General features: G+C 65.3%; 14 protein-coding genes. 10 read left to right on the top strand and 4 right to left on the bottom strand.

Going from position 1 to position 14,364, the window contains the following annotated elements; all coding sequences use genetic code 11:
- The first annotated feature begins 42 nt into the window (after nucleotides 1-42).
- The 4 genes from N2602_RS07800 (at nucleotide 43) to N2602_RS07815 (ending at nucleotide 4,739) form a co-directional block, all read left to right on the top strand.
- The gene (locus N2602_RS07800; RefSeq protein WP_260382255.1) at nucleotides 43-918 is read left to right on the top strand and encodes a dihydrodipicolinate synthase family protein; all 876 of its coding nucleotides are present in this window, start codon (nucleotides 43-45) and stop codon (nucleotides 916-918) included.
- 171 nt (nucleotides 919-1,089) lie between these two features.
- Nucleotides 1,090-2,196 carry a S1C family serine protease gene (locus N2602_RS07805; protein ID WP_260382256.1) on the top strand — a complete coding sequence of 369 codons (1,107 nt, stop codon included), beginning with the start codon at nucleotides 1,090-1,092 and terminating at the stop codon, nucleotides 2,194-2,196.
- Between the two features lie 3 nt (nucleotides 2,197-2,199).
- Nucleotides 2,200-2,376, top strand: coding sequence for a hypothetical protein (locus N2602_RS07810; RefSeq protein ID WP_260382257.1), 177 nt, complete (start codon nucleotides 2,200-2,202; stop codon nucleotides 2,374-2,376).
- A 41-nt stretch (nucleotides 2,377-2,417) separates the two neighbouring features.
- Nucleotides 2,418-4,739: a xanthine dehydrogenase family protein molybdopterin-binding subunit gene (locus N2602_RS07815; RefSeq protein ID WP_260382258.1), complete on the top strand. Its 2,322-nt coding sequence runs from the start codon at nucleotides 2,418-2,420 to the stop codon at nucleotides 4,737-4,739.
- Between the two features lie 120 nt (nucleotides 4,740-4,859).
- Here the strand turns inward: N2602_RS07815 and N2602_RS07820 are convergent, their stop codons facing one another.
- From N2602_RS07820 to N2602_RS07830, 3 genes are read right to left on the bottom strand one after another with little or no spacing between them, the layout of a single operon-like run.
- On the bottom strand, nucleotides 4,860-6,056 hold the full coding sequence (locus tag N2602_RS07820; protein WP_172788436.1) for an acyl-CoA dehydrogenase family protein: 1,197 nt from the start codon (nucleotides 6,054-6,056) through the stop codon (nucleotides 4,860-4,862).
- A gap of 13 nt (nucleotides 6,057-6,069) precedes the next feature.
- Nucleotides 6,070-7,218 carry an acyl-CoA dehydrogenase family protein gene (locus tag N2602_RS07825; protein WP_260382259.1) on the bottom strand — a complete coding sequence of 383 codons (1,149 nt, stop codon included), beginning with the start codon at nucleotides 7,216-7,218 and terminating at the stop codon, nucleotides 6,070-6,072.
- Nucleotides 7,219-7,223: 5 nt separating this feature from the next.
- The gene (locus tag N2602_RS07830) at nucleotides 7,224-8,078 is read right to left on the bottom strand and encodes an enoyl-CoA hydratase (protein WP_172788434.1); all 855 of its coding nucleotides are present in this window, start codon (nucleotides 8,076-8,078) and stop codon (nucleotides 7,224-7,226) included.
- A gap of 143 nt (nucleotides 8,079-8,221) precedes the next feature.
- On the opposite strand from N2602_RS07830, the gene N2602_RS07835 reads away from it, so the two are divergent.
- From N2602_RS07835 to N2602_RS07860, 6 genes are all read left to right on the top strand, one after another.
- Entirely contained in the window at nucleotides 8,222-8,830 is a 609-nt protein-coding gene (locus N2602_RS07835; protein ID WP_212259825.1) for a LemA family protein, read from the top strand.
- Nucleotides 8,831-8,962: 132 nt separating this feature from the next.
- Nucleotides 8,963-9,862 carry a YgcG family protein gene (locus tag N2602_RS07840; RefSeq protein WP_260382260.1) on the top strand — a complete coding sequence of 300 codons (900 nt, stop codon included), beginning with the start codon at nucleotides 8,963-8,965 and terminating at the stop codon, nucleotides 9,860-9,862.
- Nucleotides 9,863-9,865: 3 nt separating this feature from the next.
- Nucleotides 9,866-10,363, top strand: coding sequence for a TPM domain-containing protein (locus N2602_RS07845; RefSeq protein WP_260382261.1), 498 nt, complete (start codon nucleotides 9,866-9,868; stop codon nucleotides 10,361-10,363).
- A 399-nt stretch (nucleotides 10,364-10,762) separates the two neighbouring features.
- A complete protein-coding gene (locus N2602_RS07850; RefSeq protein ID WP_260383619.1) occupies nucleotides 10,763-11,743 on the top strand; it encodes a hypothetical protein in 981 nt (326 codons plus the stop codon).
- Nucleotides 11,744-11,836: 93 nt separating this feature from the next.
- Entirely contained in the window at nucleotides 11,837-13,375 is a 1,539-nt protein-coding gene (locus N2602_RS07855) for a hypothetical protein (protein WP_260382262.1), read from the top strand.
- A gap of 95 nt (nucleotides 13,376-13,470) precedes the next feature.
- Nucleotides 13,471-13,635 carry a hypothetical protein gene (locus tag N2602_RS07860; RefSeq protein WP_212259817.1) on the top strand — a complete coding sequence of 55 codons (165 nt, stop codon included), beginning with the start codon at nucleotides 13,471-13,473 and terminating at the stop codon, nucleotides 13,633-13,635.
- Between the two features lie 9 nt (nucleotides 13,636-13,644).
- On the opposite strand, the gene N2602_RS07865 is transcribed toward N2602_RS07860, so the two are convergent.
- Nucleotides 13,645-14,292 carry a glutathione S-transferase family protein gene (locus N2602_RS07865; protein ID WP_172788428.1) on the bottom strand — a complete coding sequence of 216 codons (648 nt, stop codon included), beginning with the start codon at nucleotides 14,290-14,292 and terminating at the stop codon, nucleotides 13,645-13,647.
- Nucleotides 14,293-14,364: the final 72 nt, after the last annotated feature.

Here is a 14,364-nt window from a genome sequence, read left to right on the forward strand (position 1 = left end):
AGAGCGGCAGACGCAAACCTATCGACCGGGATCCGCGCCGACATGTCCGAATTCCACGGTGTCTTTCCGTACCTCGTCTCGCCCGTCGATGCCGATGGCACGGTGCGGACCAACGTGCTGGCAAAACTCTGCGACGACCTGATCGGCGCCGGCGTGCACGGGCTGACGCCGCTGGGCTCGACCGGCGAATTCGCCTATCTCAACGCCGCGCAACGCACGGCGGTCGTGCAGACCACAATTGAGGCCGCGCAAGGCCGCGTGCCTGTTGTCGCCGGCGTCGCCTCGACTTCGACGGCGGATGCGGTGGCGCAAGCGAAAGCCTACCAGAAGTGTGGGGCCGACGGCATCCTGGCTATCCTGGAGGCGTATTTCCCGCTGGCCGATGCGCAGGTCGAATCCTACTTCCGCGCCATCGCCGATGCCGTGGACATTCCCGTCGTCATATACACCAATCCGCAATTCCAGCGCTCCGATCTCACCCTCGACGTCATCGCGCGCCTCGCCGAGCATCCGCGCATCGGCTACATCAAGGATGCCTCGACCAACACCGGCCGGCTGCTCTCGATCATGAACCGCTGCGGCGACGCCTTGCGCGTGTTCTCCGCCTCCGCCCACATTCCGGCGGCGGTGATGCTGATCGGCGGCCGCGGCTGGATGGCGGGACCTGCCTGCATCATCCCGCGCCAGAGCGTGATGCTCTACGAACTCAGCAAGGCCGGCCGCTGGGACGAGGCGATGGCGCTGCAGCGCCGGCTCTGGCGGATCAACGAAGCCTTCGCCCGCTTCAATCTCGCGGCCTGCATCAAGGCCGGCCTTTCGATTCAGGGCTATGACGTTGGCGACCCCATCCCGCCGCAGGCACCGCTGACGGCCGAGGCGCGCAAGGTGGTGGAAGCTGCGTTGCGCGAGCTGACATAGCTGTTTGCCACGCGGCAATATGCCCCGGCACCCCTGCGGGAGCCAAAAAGGCCCTTACCTGCCCAACCGAGAAACTTCCGTCCGTTTGCGACGTTGCTGCGTCAGCGACCTCTGTCGCCTACGCATGCGCATGTCAGAGCCCGCGTTCAGCACAAGACACGGTGGTCACCAATGAATCGTCGCTACGCGATTGCCGCGGCCGCCTTCGCCGCCCTGCTGCTCGCCGTCACTGCCGCGAAAATCCTGCATGTCCCGATCTCATATGTCCCATGGGCGGCGCCCTCCGCACGTGCCGTCGAGCAGCGCGGCCCGCTGTCGGATGGCGAAAAGGCAACCATCGACATCTTCGAACGCGTATCGCCATCGGTCGTTCAGGTCGCGGCCAGGTCGGCGGCAAGTCCCCTCATGGGCGAGGAGAGCCAGGGCGGTGGCGGCGCTTCCGGCACGGGATTCGTCTGGGACGGCGAGGGTCACCTGGTGACGAACAATCACGTCATCGCCAATGGCGGCGAGATCGCCGTGCGCTTTGCGTCGGGTGAAGTGGCCAGGGTCGACCTGGTCGGCACGGCGCCCAATTACGATCTCGCGGTGCTGCGCATTCGCAGCGTGCGCCAGCTTCCAGCGCCGATCGCTCTCGGCAGTTCGAGTGACCTGAAGGTCGGGCAATCCGCCTTCGCGATCGGCAATCCCTTCGGGCTGGATCAGTCGATGACCTCCGGCATCATCAGCGCGCTCAAGCGCCGGCTCCCGACCCATGGCGGCCGGGAGATCGCCAATGTCATCCAGACCGATGCCGCGATCAACCCGGGCAATTCAGGCGGGCCGTTGCTGGATTCCGCCGGCCGGCTGATCGGCGTCACCACCGCCATCATATCGCCGTCCGGCTCGAACGCCGGCATCGGCTTTGCGGTGCCGGTCGATGTCGTGAACCGGATCGTGCCCGAGCTCATCCGCAATGGTCGCGTGCCGACGCCCGGCATCGGCATCGTCGCCGCCGGCGAGGATGTCGCGACGCGGCTTGGCGTCGAGGGGTTGATCGTGGTGCGCACGGCCCCCGGCAGTCCTGCCGAGCGGGCAGGCATTCGCGGCGTCAACTTTTCGACGGGCGCGGTCGGAGACATCATCACCGCGGCCGAAGGCAAGCCGGTGCGCCGCCTCTCCGACCTGACCGATGCGCTGGAGCAGGCCGGGGCCGGGAAGACCGTTCGGCTCACGGTTAAACGCGGCTCCGACAGCCGCGATGTCAATGTGGGCATCGTGGATATCGACCGGTCCTAGAGCATGATCCGGAAAAGTGTGAAGCGGTTTTCCGAAGAGATCATGCTCAACAAAGACCTTAAGCGCGATGACGATTCGTCCAAATCTCATCGCGCTTTAGCCAATCCGCGCCTGCAAGGGGCCTTGATGCGCATTGCAGATGTGCCGGGGCTCGGTTGTCTGGCGCGCAAAATCGGTTAAAACCGCCGCGGTCGTTTTCCGGATCTCGAGGATACAGCGGAATGAACATTCTTCCCGGCAATTTGCGTTTCGGAGCGGGGCAGCCCGTCAAGCGTTTGGAAGATCAGAGGCTACTCACCGGGAAGGGACAGTTCATCGACGACAAGCCGGCGGACGGCGCCTTGTGGTTGCACCTGCTGCGCTCGCCGCACGCCCACGCGAAGATCGTCGCGATCGACACCAGTGCCGCGGCCTCGATGCCCGGCGTCGCTGCGATCTACACCGGCGCGGACCTCATCAAGGACGACATCGGCACCATACCGACGCTGAACATCTTCAAGCGCCCGGACGGCAAGCCGATGACGGTGGCGCCGCGCCGGCTGCTCGCCCACGAGGTCGTGCGCTATGCCGGCGAGGCCGTGGCCGCGGTGGTGGCATCATCGCGCGTGGAAGCGCAGAGCGCGGCTGAAGCGATCGCGGTCGAATATGACGTGCAGCCCGCGGTGGTCGATCCCGTCGAGGCGGTGAAATCAGGCGCGCCCGTGGTGTGGCCGGAGGCGCCCGACAACATCGTCGGCGCGATGGCTTACGGCGATGCCGCCAAGGTCGACGAGGCTTTTGTCAAGGCGGCGCATACGGTCGAGCTCGATATCGTCAGCCAGCGTCTCGTTCCGTCCGCGATGGAGCCGCGCTCGACCATTGCCGAGATCGACAAGAAGTCCGGCCGTCTCTTGCTGCACGTGCAGTCGCAGACGCCGGCCTCGACCCGCGACGTGCTGGCGGAGGCTGTGCTCAAGCGTCCGAAGGACAGCGTCCGCGTGCTGGTCGGCGACATCGGCGGCGGCTTCGGCCAGAAGACCAATCTCTATCCCGAAGACGGCATCGTCGCCTATGCCGCGACCAAGCTGAACAAGAAGATTCGCTGGCGCGGCGATCGCACCGACGAATTCGTCGGCGGCACCCACGGCCGCGATCTGACCTCGACGGCGTCCTTCGCGCTGGACGAGAAGGGCAAGGTGCTGGCCTATCGCGTCAAGTCGATCGGCTGCACCGGGGCCTATTCCTCAGGCGCGGCCAACATCATCCCGCTGGTGCTCGGGCCGTTCGTTCAGACCGGTGTCTATGACCTGCCCCTGGTGCACTTTGAGGTGAAGACGGTGATGACCCACACCGCGCCTGTCGGCGCCTATCGCGGCGCGGGCCGGCCTGAGGCCGTCTTCATCGTCGAGCGCCTGTTCGACGCTGCTGCGCGAAAAATCGGCATGGATCCACGTGCGATCCGCAAAGCCAACTACATCAAGCCGGCGCAGCTGCCCTATACCAATGCGGCCGGCCAGGTCTACGATTCCGGCGCCTTCGCGCACATGCTCGACCGCGCCGTGAAGCTTGCCGACTGGGACGGCTTTGCCGCGCGCAAGAAGGCGGCGAAGAAGAAGGGCCTGCTCTACGGCCGCGGCCTCACCTCCTACATCGAGTGGACCGGCGGCCGCGCCCACACCGAGAAGGTCAGCCTGCACGCGACCTCGCAAGGGCGCGTCGTGCTGCATTCCGGCACCATGGCGATGGGGCAGGGCTTGCAGACCACCTACACCCAGATGATCTCCGACTCGCTCGGTATCCCCCTCGACAAGATCGACGTCGTGCAGGGCGACACTGATCTCGCCATGGGCTTCGGTAGCGTCGGCTCGCGCTCGCTGTTCGTCGGCGGCACCGCGGTCGCGGTATCCTCCAACGATCTGATCCAGAAGGCGCGCGAGAAGGCGGCGAACGTGCTGGAGACCTCGGTCGAGGACATCGAATATCAGGGCGGCTTGCTCACCGTGGTTGGCACCGACCGCCGCATCAGCCTGTTCGATCTCGCCGAGAAGGAGAACGGCGCCAAGCTCAGCGTCGATTCCGAAGGCGAGGTGGATGGACCGAGCTGGCCGAACGGCACGCATATCTGCGAGGTCGAGATCGATCCCGAGACCGGCGTCTCCAAGGTCGTGCGCTACACCACCGTCGACGACGTCGGCGTCGCCGTGAACCCGATGCTGGTCACGGGGCAGATCCATGGCGGCGTAGCGCAGGGCATTGGCCAGGCGCTGTATGAGGGCGTCTCCTACGATGCCGACGGCCAGCTGCTGACCGCGAGCTACCAGGATTATTGCATCCCGCGCGCCGACGACGTGCCGCCGATCGTGGTGACGCTCGACGACACCGCGCGCTGCCGCACCAATCCGCTCGGCGCCAAAGGCTGCGGCGAGTCCGGCGCCATCGGTGGCCCGCCCTGCGTCACCAACGGCGTGATGGACGCGCTCGCCGAGCTCGGAATCACCCAGCTCAACACGCCCCTGACGCCGCAGAAGATCTGGCAGGCGATCCGGGACGCGAAGGCGGGCTAATGGCCACAAGTGCACCGTCATTGCGAGTGTAGCGAAGCAATCCAGTTTATCTCCGCGGAAAGATTCTGGATTGCTTCGTCGCAAGAGCTCCTCGCAATGACAAGGGAGAGATCGTAGCCCTCAAATCCCCAGCATCATCTTCGCGATGATGTCGCGCTGGATCTCCGAGGTGCCGCCGAAGATGGTGTAGGCGCGGCCGTTGAGATATTCCGGCATCACCGTCAGCATCTCCTCAGGCGTCGCCGGCTCGTGGTTGAGCTTGTAGAGCGGGCGCATCGGCTCGACGGCGAGGGCGTCGTGGCCGATCACGTCGGCCCCGAGCCGCGTGACGGCCTGGCGGATCTCGCTGTTGCGCAGCTTCAGGATCGACGACACCGCACCGGGATTCTGGCCGGTCTGGAGTGCCGAGAGCACGCGCAGCTCCGTCATCTCCAGCGCGTCGATATCGACCTCCACCTCCGAGATCCGCGTTGCGATGTCGGGGCTGTCGATCGCCCGCCCCGTGAGGTCGGACTCGGCGAGATCCGCGATCGCCTTCAAGCCTTCGCGCAGCTTGGCCGAGGCGATGCCCGCGCCGCGCTCGAACTCGAGCAGGTATTTGCCATAGGTCCAGCCCTTGCCTTCCTCGCCGACCCGGTTGGCGACCGGCACGCGGACGTCGTCGAAGAACACCTGGTTGACCTCGTGGTCGCCGCCGATGGTCAGGATCGGGCGCGTGGTGATGCCCGGCGTCTTCATGTCGATCAGGATGAAGCTGATGCCGTCCTGCTGCCGCGGCCCGTCGCTGGTGCGCACCAGCGCGAACATGCGGTTGGCGTGATGGGCGTGCGTGGTCCAGATCTTGGTGCCGTTGATGATGTAATCGTCGCCGTCGCGCACCGCGCGGGTCTTGAGCGACGAGAGATCGGAGCCGGACCCCGGCTCGGAATAGCCCTGACACCAATAATCCTCGCCGGAGAGAATCCGCGGCAGGTAGAAATTCTTCTGCTCGGGGCTGCCGAAGCCGATGATGACGGGCCCGACCATCTTGACGCCCATCACGTTGACATTGGGCACGCCGGCGCGGGCGCATTCTGTCTCGAAGATCCAGCGCTGCGCCGGCGTCCAATCGGGGCCGCCATATTCGACCGGCCAGCCAGGCGCGCCCCAGCCCTGGGCGTGCAGCGCGCGCTGCCAGGCCATGCCGATATCAGGGTCGGAGAACACCGATGGCGTCAGCGCGGTCGCGCGCTTCATCTCCTCGGTGAGGTTCTTGGCGATGAATCCGCGCACCTCGTCCTGGAAGGCGCGCTCCTCGGCATTGAACGACAAGTCCATGATGCGCTCCTTGTTAGACCGAGACGGCCCTGCGGCCCAGCGCGGCGTGGCGGGCATAATGATGTGCGGTGCCGCCGAACAGCGTGTCGAAGGCGACCAGCCGCTTGAAATAGGCGCCAACCTCGAGCTCCTCGGTGACGCCCATGCCGCCATGGAGCTGGATCGACTGCTCGCCGACGAAGCGCGCGCATTTTCCGATCTTCGCCTTCGCGCCCGACGCAGCCCGGGCACGCTCGATCGCAGCGCTATCGGCCTTCAGCGCAGCCCGCAGCGCCATCGAGCGCGCCTCGTCGACCTGCATCGCCATGTCGGCGAGGCGGTGGCGGATCACCTGGTTGGCGGAGAGCGGCCGGCCGAATTGTTTTCGGATCTTGGTGTAGTCGAGCGTGGTGTCGAGCAGGGTCTGCATGATACCGACAGCTTCCGCCCCTAACGAGGCCATGGCGCGATCGATCGCCCATTCGATCGCGGGCAGGGCATCGCTGCCGTCGCCGAGCAGGGCGTCTTCCGGCAGATGCGCCTCGAGCAGCTCGATGTTGCAGGCCCGTCCGCCGCCGAGACGCGGATAATCGCTGATGACGAGACCTGACGTCGTCGCCTGCACGAGGAACAGGCCGATCCGCCCCTGGGGTCCCCGATGATCGTGGATATGGGCGGAGACGATGATCTCGTCGGCGGCATGTCCGTCAAGTACGGCGATCTTGCTGCCGGAGAGGCGCCAGCCTTGTCCTGTCTTGTTGGCGCTGGTCGTGACCCTGGCAAGATCGAACCGGGCGGCGCGCTCGGCATGCGCAAAGGCAAGCTTCAGCGATCCGTCCGCCACCTTGGGCAGGCTCGCCTGCTTCTGCTCGCTGGTGCCGCATCTGGCGATCAGCGCGGCCCCGAGCACGACCGTTGCGACATAGGGCTCCGACACCAGGCCCCGGCCAAAGGCCTCCATCAGGATACCGATATCGACCGCGTTGCCGCCGAGCCCGCCATACTCTTCGGGAAGCGGCAGTGCCAGCCAGCCGAGCTCGGCGAATTGCTTCCAAACGGCCGGGCTGAAGCCGAGCGGGTCATTCGCCATCTTGCGGCGATGATCGGCGTCATAGCTTTCGACTACAAAGCGTTCCGCGCTTTCGCGCAGCAACTTTTGCTCGTCACTGAGATTGAGATCCATCGCGTCTACTCCGCGGCGGCCGGCGGCTTGCGCACGGAGGGATGCAGGCCGGATGGATCGACGATCATGCCGAACTCCTGGAGATTGTGCGCGTGACAGAGCTGATGCAGCGCAAAAGCCTGGTCGATCGCGGCCGGTTGGCCCATGACGTCGACCGAGCGGTTGACCGCCTCCTTGGTCAGCTTCAGCGCGAAGGACGGCTTTGTCGCGATCCTTCGTGCCAGCTCCAGCACGCGCGACGACAGCTCGGCGCGCGGCACGATTTGGTTGACCATGCCGAGCTGGTGCGCCTCCTCGGCGCTCCAGCTGTCGGCGGTGAACAGGAACTCCTTGGCCTTACGCGCACCCAGCTCCCAGGGATGCACGAACCATTCGACGCCGCAGACGCCCATGGTGACGACGGGATCGCAGAACTGCGCATCGTCGCTGGCGACGATGAGATCGCAGGCCCAGGCCAGCATCAGACCGCCGGCGATGCACTTGCCATGGACCTCGGCAATGGTGGGCTTCGCCAGGTTGCGCCAGCGCCGCGTGATCTGGAGATAAATTTCCTGTTCGCGGGCGAAGCGGCCATGGGCGTTCGGCTCGGCAAAGCCACCCCAATTTCCAATCGGCGGAAAATCGACCCCTGCGGTATTCTTGTCTCCGGGACGCAGGTCGTGGCCGGAGGAGAAGTGCGGCCCGTTGCCGGCGAGAATGATCACCTTGACCGCGTCGTCCTGCACCGCCGCATCGAATGCGGCGTTGAGGTCGTAGGTCATTTGCAGGTTCTGCGCGTTGCGCGCCTCGGGCCGGTTCATCACGACACGGACGATCGCCGGCTCCGGCCGTTCCACGAGGATGGTCTCGAACGAGGACATCGCGTTCCCCCTGGCGTTTCCGCTTTTGTTTTGCGGGAGTTGACTATGTCGGCCTGCGATAGGCAAGAGGCTTGCGTCAGCCGGCTGCTTTTCTCGGGCGCGCAATCTGATAGTTTGCGTCGGATTCCACCGGGAGAAATTTAATGCGCAAGATCCTGACCGTGCTGGCCGCCCTGGCCTCGCTGAGCCTGACCAATTGCGGCTACAACGCGATCCAGAGCGAGGACGAGCAGATCAAGGCCAATTGGTCCGAGGTCGTGAACCAGTATCAGCGCCGCGCCGACCTCGTGCCCAACCTCGTCAACTCGGTGAAGGGCTTTGCCCAGCAGGAGAAGGACGTGCTGCTCGGCGTCACCAATGCGCGGGCCAAGGTCGGCAGCATCCAGGCGACGCCTGAGGTGCTGAACGATCCCGCCGCGTTCCAGAAATTCCAGGCCGCGCAGGGCGAGCTCTCCAGCGCGCTGTCGCGGCTCCTGGTCGTCACCGAGAACTATCCGCAGCTGAAGTCCGATGCCTTGTTCAAGGATTTGATGTCGCAGCTCGAGGGCACCGAGAACCGTATCACGGTCGCGCGCAACCGCTACATCAAGGCGGTGCAGGACTATAACGTCACCATCCGATCGTTCCCGACCAACCTCACCGCGATGGCGTTCGGCTACAAGGAAAAGCCGAACTTCACGGTCGAGAACGAGAAGGCGATCTCGACCGCGCCCAAGGTGGACTTCAATCCGGCACCGGCGCCGTCGAAGTAAGCGCGTTCGGTCCCGATGCGCGTCCTACCCACCACTGTCATTCCCCGCGAAGGCGGGGAATCCAGTACGCCGCGGCCTCTCCGCATCCCGCCGGCGTCTCTGGAATACTGGATCGCCCGGTCCAGCCGGGCGATGACAGCGAGGGTGTGGTGCGCGGTCCTCGCCATCGCACTCCTCCTCACCTTTGCCTTCCCCACCCACGCCGACGTCGCCGTCCCCCAGCTCACCGGCCGCGTCGTCGATCAGACCGGCACGCTCTCCAGCAGCGACATCGCCACGCTCACGCAAAAGCTGCGCGATTTCGAGAACCGCAAGGGCAGCCAGATCGCCGTCCTGATCGTCCCGACCACGCAGCCGGAGACGATCGAGCAATTCTCGATCCGGGTCGCGGAGGCCTGGAAGATCGGTCGCAAGAAGGTCGACGACGGCGCGATCCTCGTCGTCGCCAAGAACGACCGGCATTTGCGCATCGAGGTCGGCTATGGTCTCGAAGGCGTGCTCACCGACGTCAACTCGCGGCGCATCATCGACGAGGACATCACCCCCAAGTTCAGGAGCGGCGATTTCGCCGCGGGCATCAGCGCAGGCGTCGACCGCATGATGCGGGTGATCGACGGCGAGCCGCTGCCGTCACCCTCGCGCAGCGTCAACTTCGCCCACAATCTGGACGACCTCGCGCCGGTGTTCGCGGTGGCGCTGTTCGCCTCGATCGGCGTCGGCGGGTTTTTCCGCGCGATCCTGGGGCGGCTGCTCGGATCATTGGTGACCGGGGGCATCATCGCAGCGGTGACCTGGTTCATCCTCGGCTCCGCCGCGCTCGCCGCGGCCGTCGGAATCCTCGGCTTCATCATCGGATTTATCGCCGATCTGTTTTCGGCGATCACGCCGGGCACAGGTCGCTCGCGCGGCGGCTCGTGGTCGAGCGGCTCCTCGGGTGGCTGGAGCAGCGGATCTTCCAGCAGCAGCGACAGCGGCAGCTTCAGCGGCGGTGGCGGCAGTTTTGGCGGCGGCGGTGCCTCGGGGAGCTGGTAGGACATGAGCATCAAGCGCATTGCCACGCATCTTGTGCAGCATCATTGGCGGGCGAAGCAGATTTTCCCGCAAGCCGTGCTCGACCGCATCGAGCAGGCGATCAAGCGCGGCGAAGCCACCCATTCCGGCCAGGTCCGCTTCGTCGTCGAAGGGGCGCTCGACGGCCGTCCACTGTTCCGCAACCAGCCGGCCCGCGCGCGCGCGCTCGACGTGTTCTCGCATCTGCGCATCTGGGACACCGCCCATAACAACGGCGTTCTGATCTATCTCCTGCTCGCCGACCGCGACGTCGAGATCATCGCCGATCGCGGCATCGATGCGAAGGTTGGCGCCGAGGGCTGGGAGACGATCTGCCGCGCGATGGAGGCCGAGTTTAGGTCCGGTCAGTTCGAACGCGGCGTGATCAGCGGCATCGAGGCGGTGTCGCGCCAGCTGGCAAGGCATTTCCCGCCGCAAGGGCCGCATGCGAACGAACTGCCGGATGCTCCGGTCGTGATGTGACGGAGTGTGATGTGGACGGAGCGGGCGCCACTCCACATCCGTCGTTGCGAGCGTAGCGAAGCAATCCAGGCTGCCTCCGCGGAGGAATTCTGGATTGCTTCGCTGCGCTCGCAATGACGCTGGAGCAGCAGCGCGCTCAACGCTCTCCGTCATCCTGAGGCGCGAGCGTAGCGAGCCTCGAAGGATGAGCGGCCCAGCGCCCATTCCGCCGCCGTTCATCTTCCCCCCGATTACGAATTGTTTGACGCCCGCCACACCGGTTCCACTTTGCCGGCCCAATTCGGCCCCGGATAACTTCCTAAAATTTCGGTAAGCGGGTCCCGAGGTAAGGATTTCGCAAGCAATGAAAGTTACCAAAAGGTCAACCGAGACTGGAGTATTTGAGCCGTGAGCGAACCCATGCCCGAGCAGGCTGCCCAGGATTCCGGTGCTGTCGACGCCACAGCGCCGGTGGTCCTCGAGGCTGCCGCCGGTATCGACGCCCCCTCGATCGCCCCCGACCACGAAGCACCGCCCAAGCCGGATCCGGTCAAGGCGGACGCCCCGAAGATTGAGCTGCCGCGGATCGAAGTGCCGAAGGTCGAAGCCAAGACTGAAGTCAAGACTGAGGCCAAGCCCGAGCCGAAGCCCGGCAAGCTGATTGTCATGGCGCCCTCGGATCGTTCGTGGGACCGTGAGGACTTCGCCCCCCATGTGAAGGCGGACGAACCGCGCGAGGCCGGCAGCAAGCGTCACCTGTCGGCCATGGCCGCGGTGGTGGCGATTGCCGCCAGCGTCGGCGCGATCAGCGGCGCGCTTGCGACCGCCGGCGTGATGCATTTCGCTGCTCCAGCCCAGGCGCCGGTCCAGGTCGCCGACACCAGTGCGCTGGATGCCTCCGTCGCGCGGATCGATGCCGACTTGGTCGCACTGAAGGCCAATGTCGAGCAGAGCTCGAAGTCCGGCCTGAGCCAGTTCAACCGCGCCAACGACCGGCTGGACAAGCTCGAAAAGGCGCAAGCCGAGCCGCTGGCCAGGATCGCAAGGCTGTCCGAGGCCGTCGACAAGCTCCGCGCCACGCCGCCCGCCGCGCCCGCGCAGGCCGCAGCAGCGGCGCCCAAGGAGACCACCGGCTCGATCGCGCCGACACAGGTCGCGACCGCGGCGGCCGCAGCTCCCAAGACCGAAGCTCCCAAGACCGAAGTGGGACGTCTGCCGACGATCGAAGGCTGGCGGCTGCGCAACGCCGGCAACGGCGGCGCGCTGATCGAGGGCCGCGACGGCCTCTACGAGGTCTATCCCGGCGATCCCATCCCCGGCCTCGGCCGTGTCGATGCGATCCGCCGCCAGGATGGTCGCTGGGTGGTCGTCACCAGCAAGGGGCTGATCACGGCGCGCTGAGCGTCCGGTATCCGACTTTCGAAGAGGCGCTTCACCGCGATGTGAGGCGCCTTTTTGCTTGAATAGGCATCCCTGCGCGGTGTTACTTCAGGCATGGGCCGCGCCTTGCGAATTCTCGTTGCTGCCGCCGCATTGCTGGGCGGGGTCGTTCCGCTCTTCGCAGCGGAGAGCACTGCGCTGACCCGCGGCACCGCGATCACCGACCCCGCTCTCCTGCGCAAGTTCGACCAGACTAATGCGCTGACGATCTCGCGTCTTTTGTCGCCGGAGCGGAATTCCGACGTTCCGCTCACGACCGAGCTGATGTTCGCCTCGCTGCCGCAGCTGAAAGCGATTCTGCCTGCGATCGATGCGGAATTCGACCGCTACATCGCCTGGTACAAGTCGGCCTATCCGGGCGAGACCATCGGCGTCGGCGAGGGGTTCGACGCGCAATTGTTCGATCGGGCCAATCTGAAATCGCGCGAGGCGCGGTTCGTGCTCGCCGGCATCGTCAATCGCATGGACCGTGCCTATGTCTCGCAAGAGTCCTGCGGCGAGATCCGGCTGATCTTTCGTCTCGCGCGGTTCGACGGCGGGCCGGATGGCAGCAAGACCACAACGCGCCTGCCGATGACGTTCAATCTCGTGATGAAGGCGCGCGACGCGCGCCGGACGGATGCGAACGGCAAGCCGGTCAGCTGCGCCGAGATCGCGCGGCGCTGGCTCGACAATGGCGACTGGCAGGGCTTGATCGGCAGCCGCGCCCAGCCTTACGACGCCATGCTCGACCAGATCGAGACCAACATCCAGGTCTCGGTCGCGCCGAAATCGGCGCTGCACGATTTCCGCTCCGACTATCTTCTCAAGGTGTTCAAGTACGACGCCGCCACCAGGACGTTCGAGGAATCGACGCTGGAGAACCAGATCGACCGCGACCGCATTCTTGCCGACGACGCGCTGCGGCGCGACTTCAAGGCCTGGCTGCTCGCGCCCGAGAACTTGCGCGAGTTCGATCGCGGCACGGTGCTGATCCCAGAGAAATTCCTGGCCAAGGCCGCAATGGTGCCGACCCCAGCCGGCCTCGACGCTTCGGCCTTGCAGCCGGAGTTCGGCTTGATGCAGGGGGAGGGCAAAGGCGATCCCGTCTTCACTGACAATGACGTGGTTGGCGCGCTGAAGCAGGCGGCCGCCCGCGGCCTCGACCTGCAGAACGTCCGTTCGGTCGCAGGCTTCCAGCGCCGCCTCAACGACATCACCTGTGCCGGCTGCCACCAGACCCGAGGCATCGGCGGCTTCCATTTCCCGGGCGTCGATTGGCTTGCGGACAAGCCGTCTAATTCCACCATCGTGCCGGCCTCGCCGCATTTCTTCGGCGACCAGCTCCGCCGCCGCGACATCCTGACCGCGTTCGCGGCCGGCAAAAGCCCTGATTTCTCACGCGGATTTGCCGATAGGCCGCAGACCCGCGGCAGAAGCGAGCTGGCCGGCAGCGAATATCAGGACGGCTGGGGCGCGCATTGTTCCCTGCAAGATCCGGGATCGGGAACGCCGGACAAGAGTTTTACGTCATGGAGCTGTGCTAACGGTCTGACCTGCCAGGCCGCCGCGGCCTCGCGCCGCATCGGCATGTGCTTCATCAAGACGCGTTAGCGCGTGATCCGGACCCGGAGGGCCGCGCCAGCGCAAGTGTGTAGCCGTTTTCGGAAAAGATCACGCGCAAGCTAACAGATCGATTTGGATGACCCATGACGGACACGAGCGAAGCCAACAAGATGCGCAATCGCGAGATTGCGCGCAATGAGGAAGCCAAGCAGATCACCGGCAGCGCGCGTGTCAGCATCTGGGCGGTCGCGGTGGCTGTCATCATCGGCGGGATTCTGCTCACGCTGGGCTGGCTGTCGCTGAGGTGATCGGAGCCGTCACGTCGCGTAATTCGTCATCCGCTTGCCGGGTAGCAGCTCGTAGGCCGGCTTCCAGCCCGGCAGCGCGGCCATGCGGCCGAGCCAGGCATGGATGGCCGGATGGCTCGCGGCGAAATCGAAGCCGTGCTCATCGCTCGGATAATGCAGATAGGCCATCATCGAAATGTCGGCGACCGTCGGCCTTGCGCCGATCGCGAAAGCATTGTGCTGGAGATGACCGTCGAGGATACCGAGAAAGTCTTCGAGTCGCCGGCGAAAATGCTTCAGCACCTGCGGGTCGTTCTTCTCGGTGAAGGCGCGCATGAAGCGGTAGGTCGCCATGTAGCCGGTGAGCTTGTGGTTGTCCCAGAACAGCCAGCGCAACAGCTCGAACTTCTCGTCCTCCGTCTCGGCGCCAAAGCGGCCGTATTGCTCGGCCAGTTTCAGCAGCAGCGGCGCGGTCTGCGTCATCTTCACGCCGTCGACCTCGAGCACGGGAATCTCGCCCATCTCGTTGACGGCCTTGCGCCACTCCGCCGTGCGCGTGACGCCGCCGGCGAAATCGGTCCAGACCGGCTCGAACGTCTCGCCGCAGAGCGTCAGCATCAGCGCCAGCTTGTAGCTGTTGCCGGATTCGGGGAAGTAGTGAAGGCGATAGCTGGGCATGAGACCTCGCGGCATCGGTGTGTTGCCGGTTGTTATAGCGAGATAGTCCAGCATCGTCATTGCGAGCGCAGC

The sequence above is a fragment of the Bradyrhizobium sp. NC92 genome (assembly GCF_025200865.1).
In the GTDB taxonomy this organism is placed as follows: Bacteria; Pseudomonadota; Alphaproteobacteria; order Rhizobiales; family Xanthobacteraceae; genus Bradyrhizobium.

Excerpts from the sequence above, each read along its gene's own strand:
- N2602_RS07800 (WP_260382255.1), top strand. The coding sequence starts at position 43 with ATGTCCGAATTCCACGGTGTCTTTCCGTACCTCGTCTCGCCCGTCGAT.
- N2602_RS07805 (WP_260382256.1), top strand. The coding sequence starts at position 1,090 with ATGAATCGTCGCTACGCGATTGCCGCGGCCGCCTTCGCCGCCCTGCTG.
- N2602_RS07810 (WP_260382257.1), top strand. The coding sequence starts at position 2,200 with ATGATCCGGAAAAGTGTGAAGCGGTTTTCCGAAGAGATCATGCTCAAC.
- N2602_RS07815 (WP_260382258.1), top strand. The coding sequence starts at position 2,418 with ATGAACATTCTTCCCGGCAATTTGCGTTTCGGAGCGGGGCAGCCCGTC.
- N2602_RS07820 (WP_172788436.1), bottom strand. The coding sequence starts at position 6,056 with ATGGACTTGTCGTTCAATGCCGAGGAGCGCGCCTTCCAGGACGAGGTG.
- N2602_RS07825 (WP_260382259.1), bottom strand. The coding sequence starts at position 7,218 with ATGGATCTCAATCTCAGTGACGAGCAAAAGTTGCTGCGCGAAAGCGCG.
- N2602_RS07830 (WP_172788434.1), bottom strand. The coding sequence starts at position 8,078 with ATGTCCTCGTTCGAGACCATCCTCGTGGAACGGCCGGAGCCGGCGATC.
- N2602_RS07835 (WP_212259825.1), top strand. The coding sequence starts at position 8,222 with ATGCGCAAGATCCTGACCGTGCTGGCCGCCCTGGCCTCGCTGAGCCTG.
- N2602_RS07840 (WP_260382260.1), top strand. The coding sequence starts at position 8,963 with ATGACAGCGAGGGTGTGGTGCGCGGTCCTCGCCATCGCACTCCTCCTC.
- N2602_RS07845 (WP_260382261.1), top strand. The coding sequence starts at position 9,866 with ATGAGCATCAAGCGCATTGCCACGCATCTTGTGCAGCATCATTGGCGG.
- N2602_RS07850 (WP_260383619.1), top strand. The coding sequence starts at position 10,763 with ATGCCCGAGCAGGCTGCCCAGGATTCCGGTGCTGTCGACGCCACAGCG.
- N2602_RS07855 (WP_260382262.1), top strand. The coding sequence starts at position 11,837 with ATGGGCCGCGCCTTGCGAATTCTCGTTGCTGCCGCCGCATTGCTGGGC.
- N2602_RS07860 (WP_212259817.1), top strand. The coding sequence starts at position 13,471 with ATGACGGACACGAGCGAAGCCAACAAGATGCGCAATCGCGAGATTGCG.
- N2602_RS07865 (WP_172788428.1), bottom strand. The coding sequence starts at position 14,292 with ATGCCCAGCTATCGCCTTCACTACTTCCCCGAATCCGGCAACAGCTAC.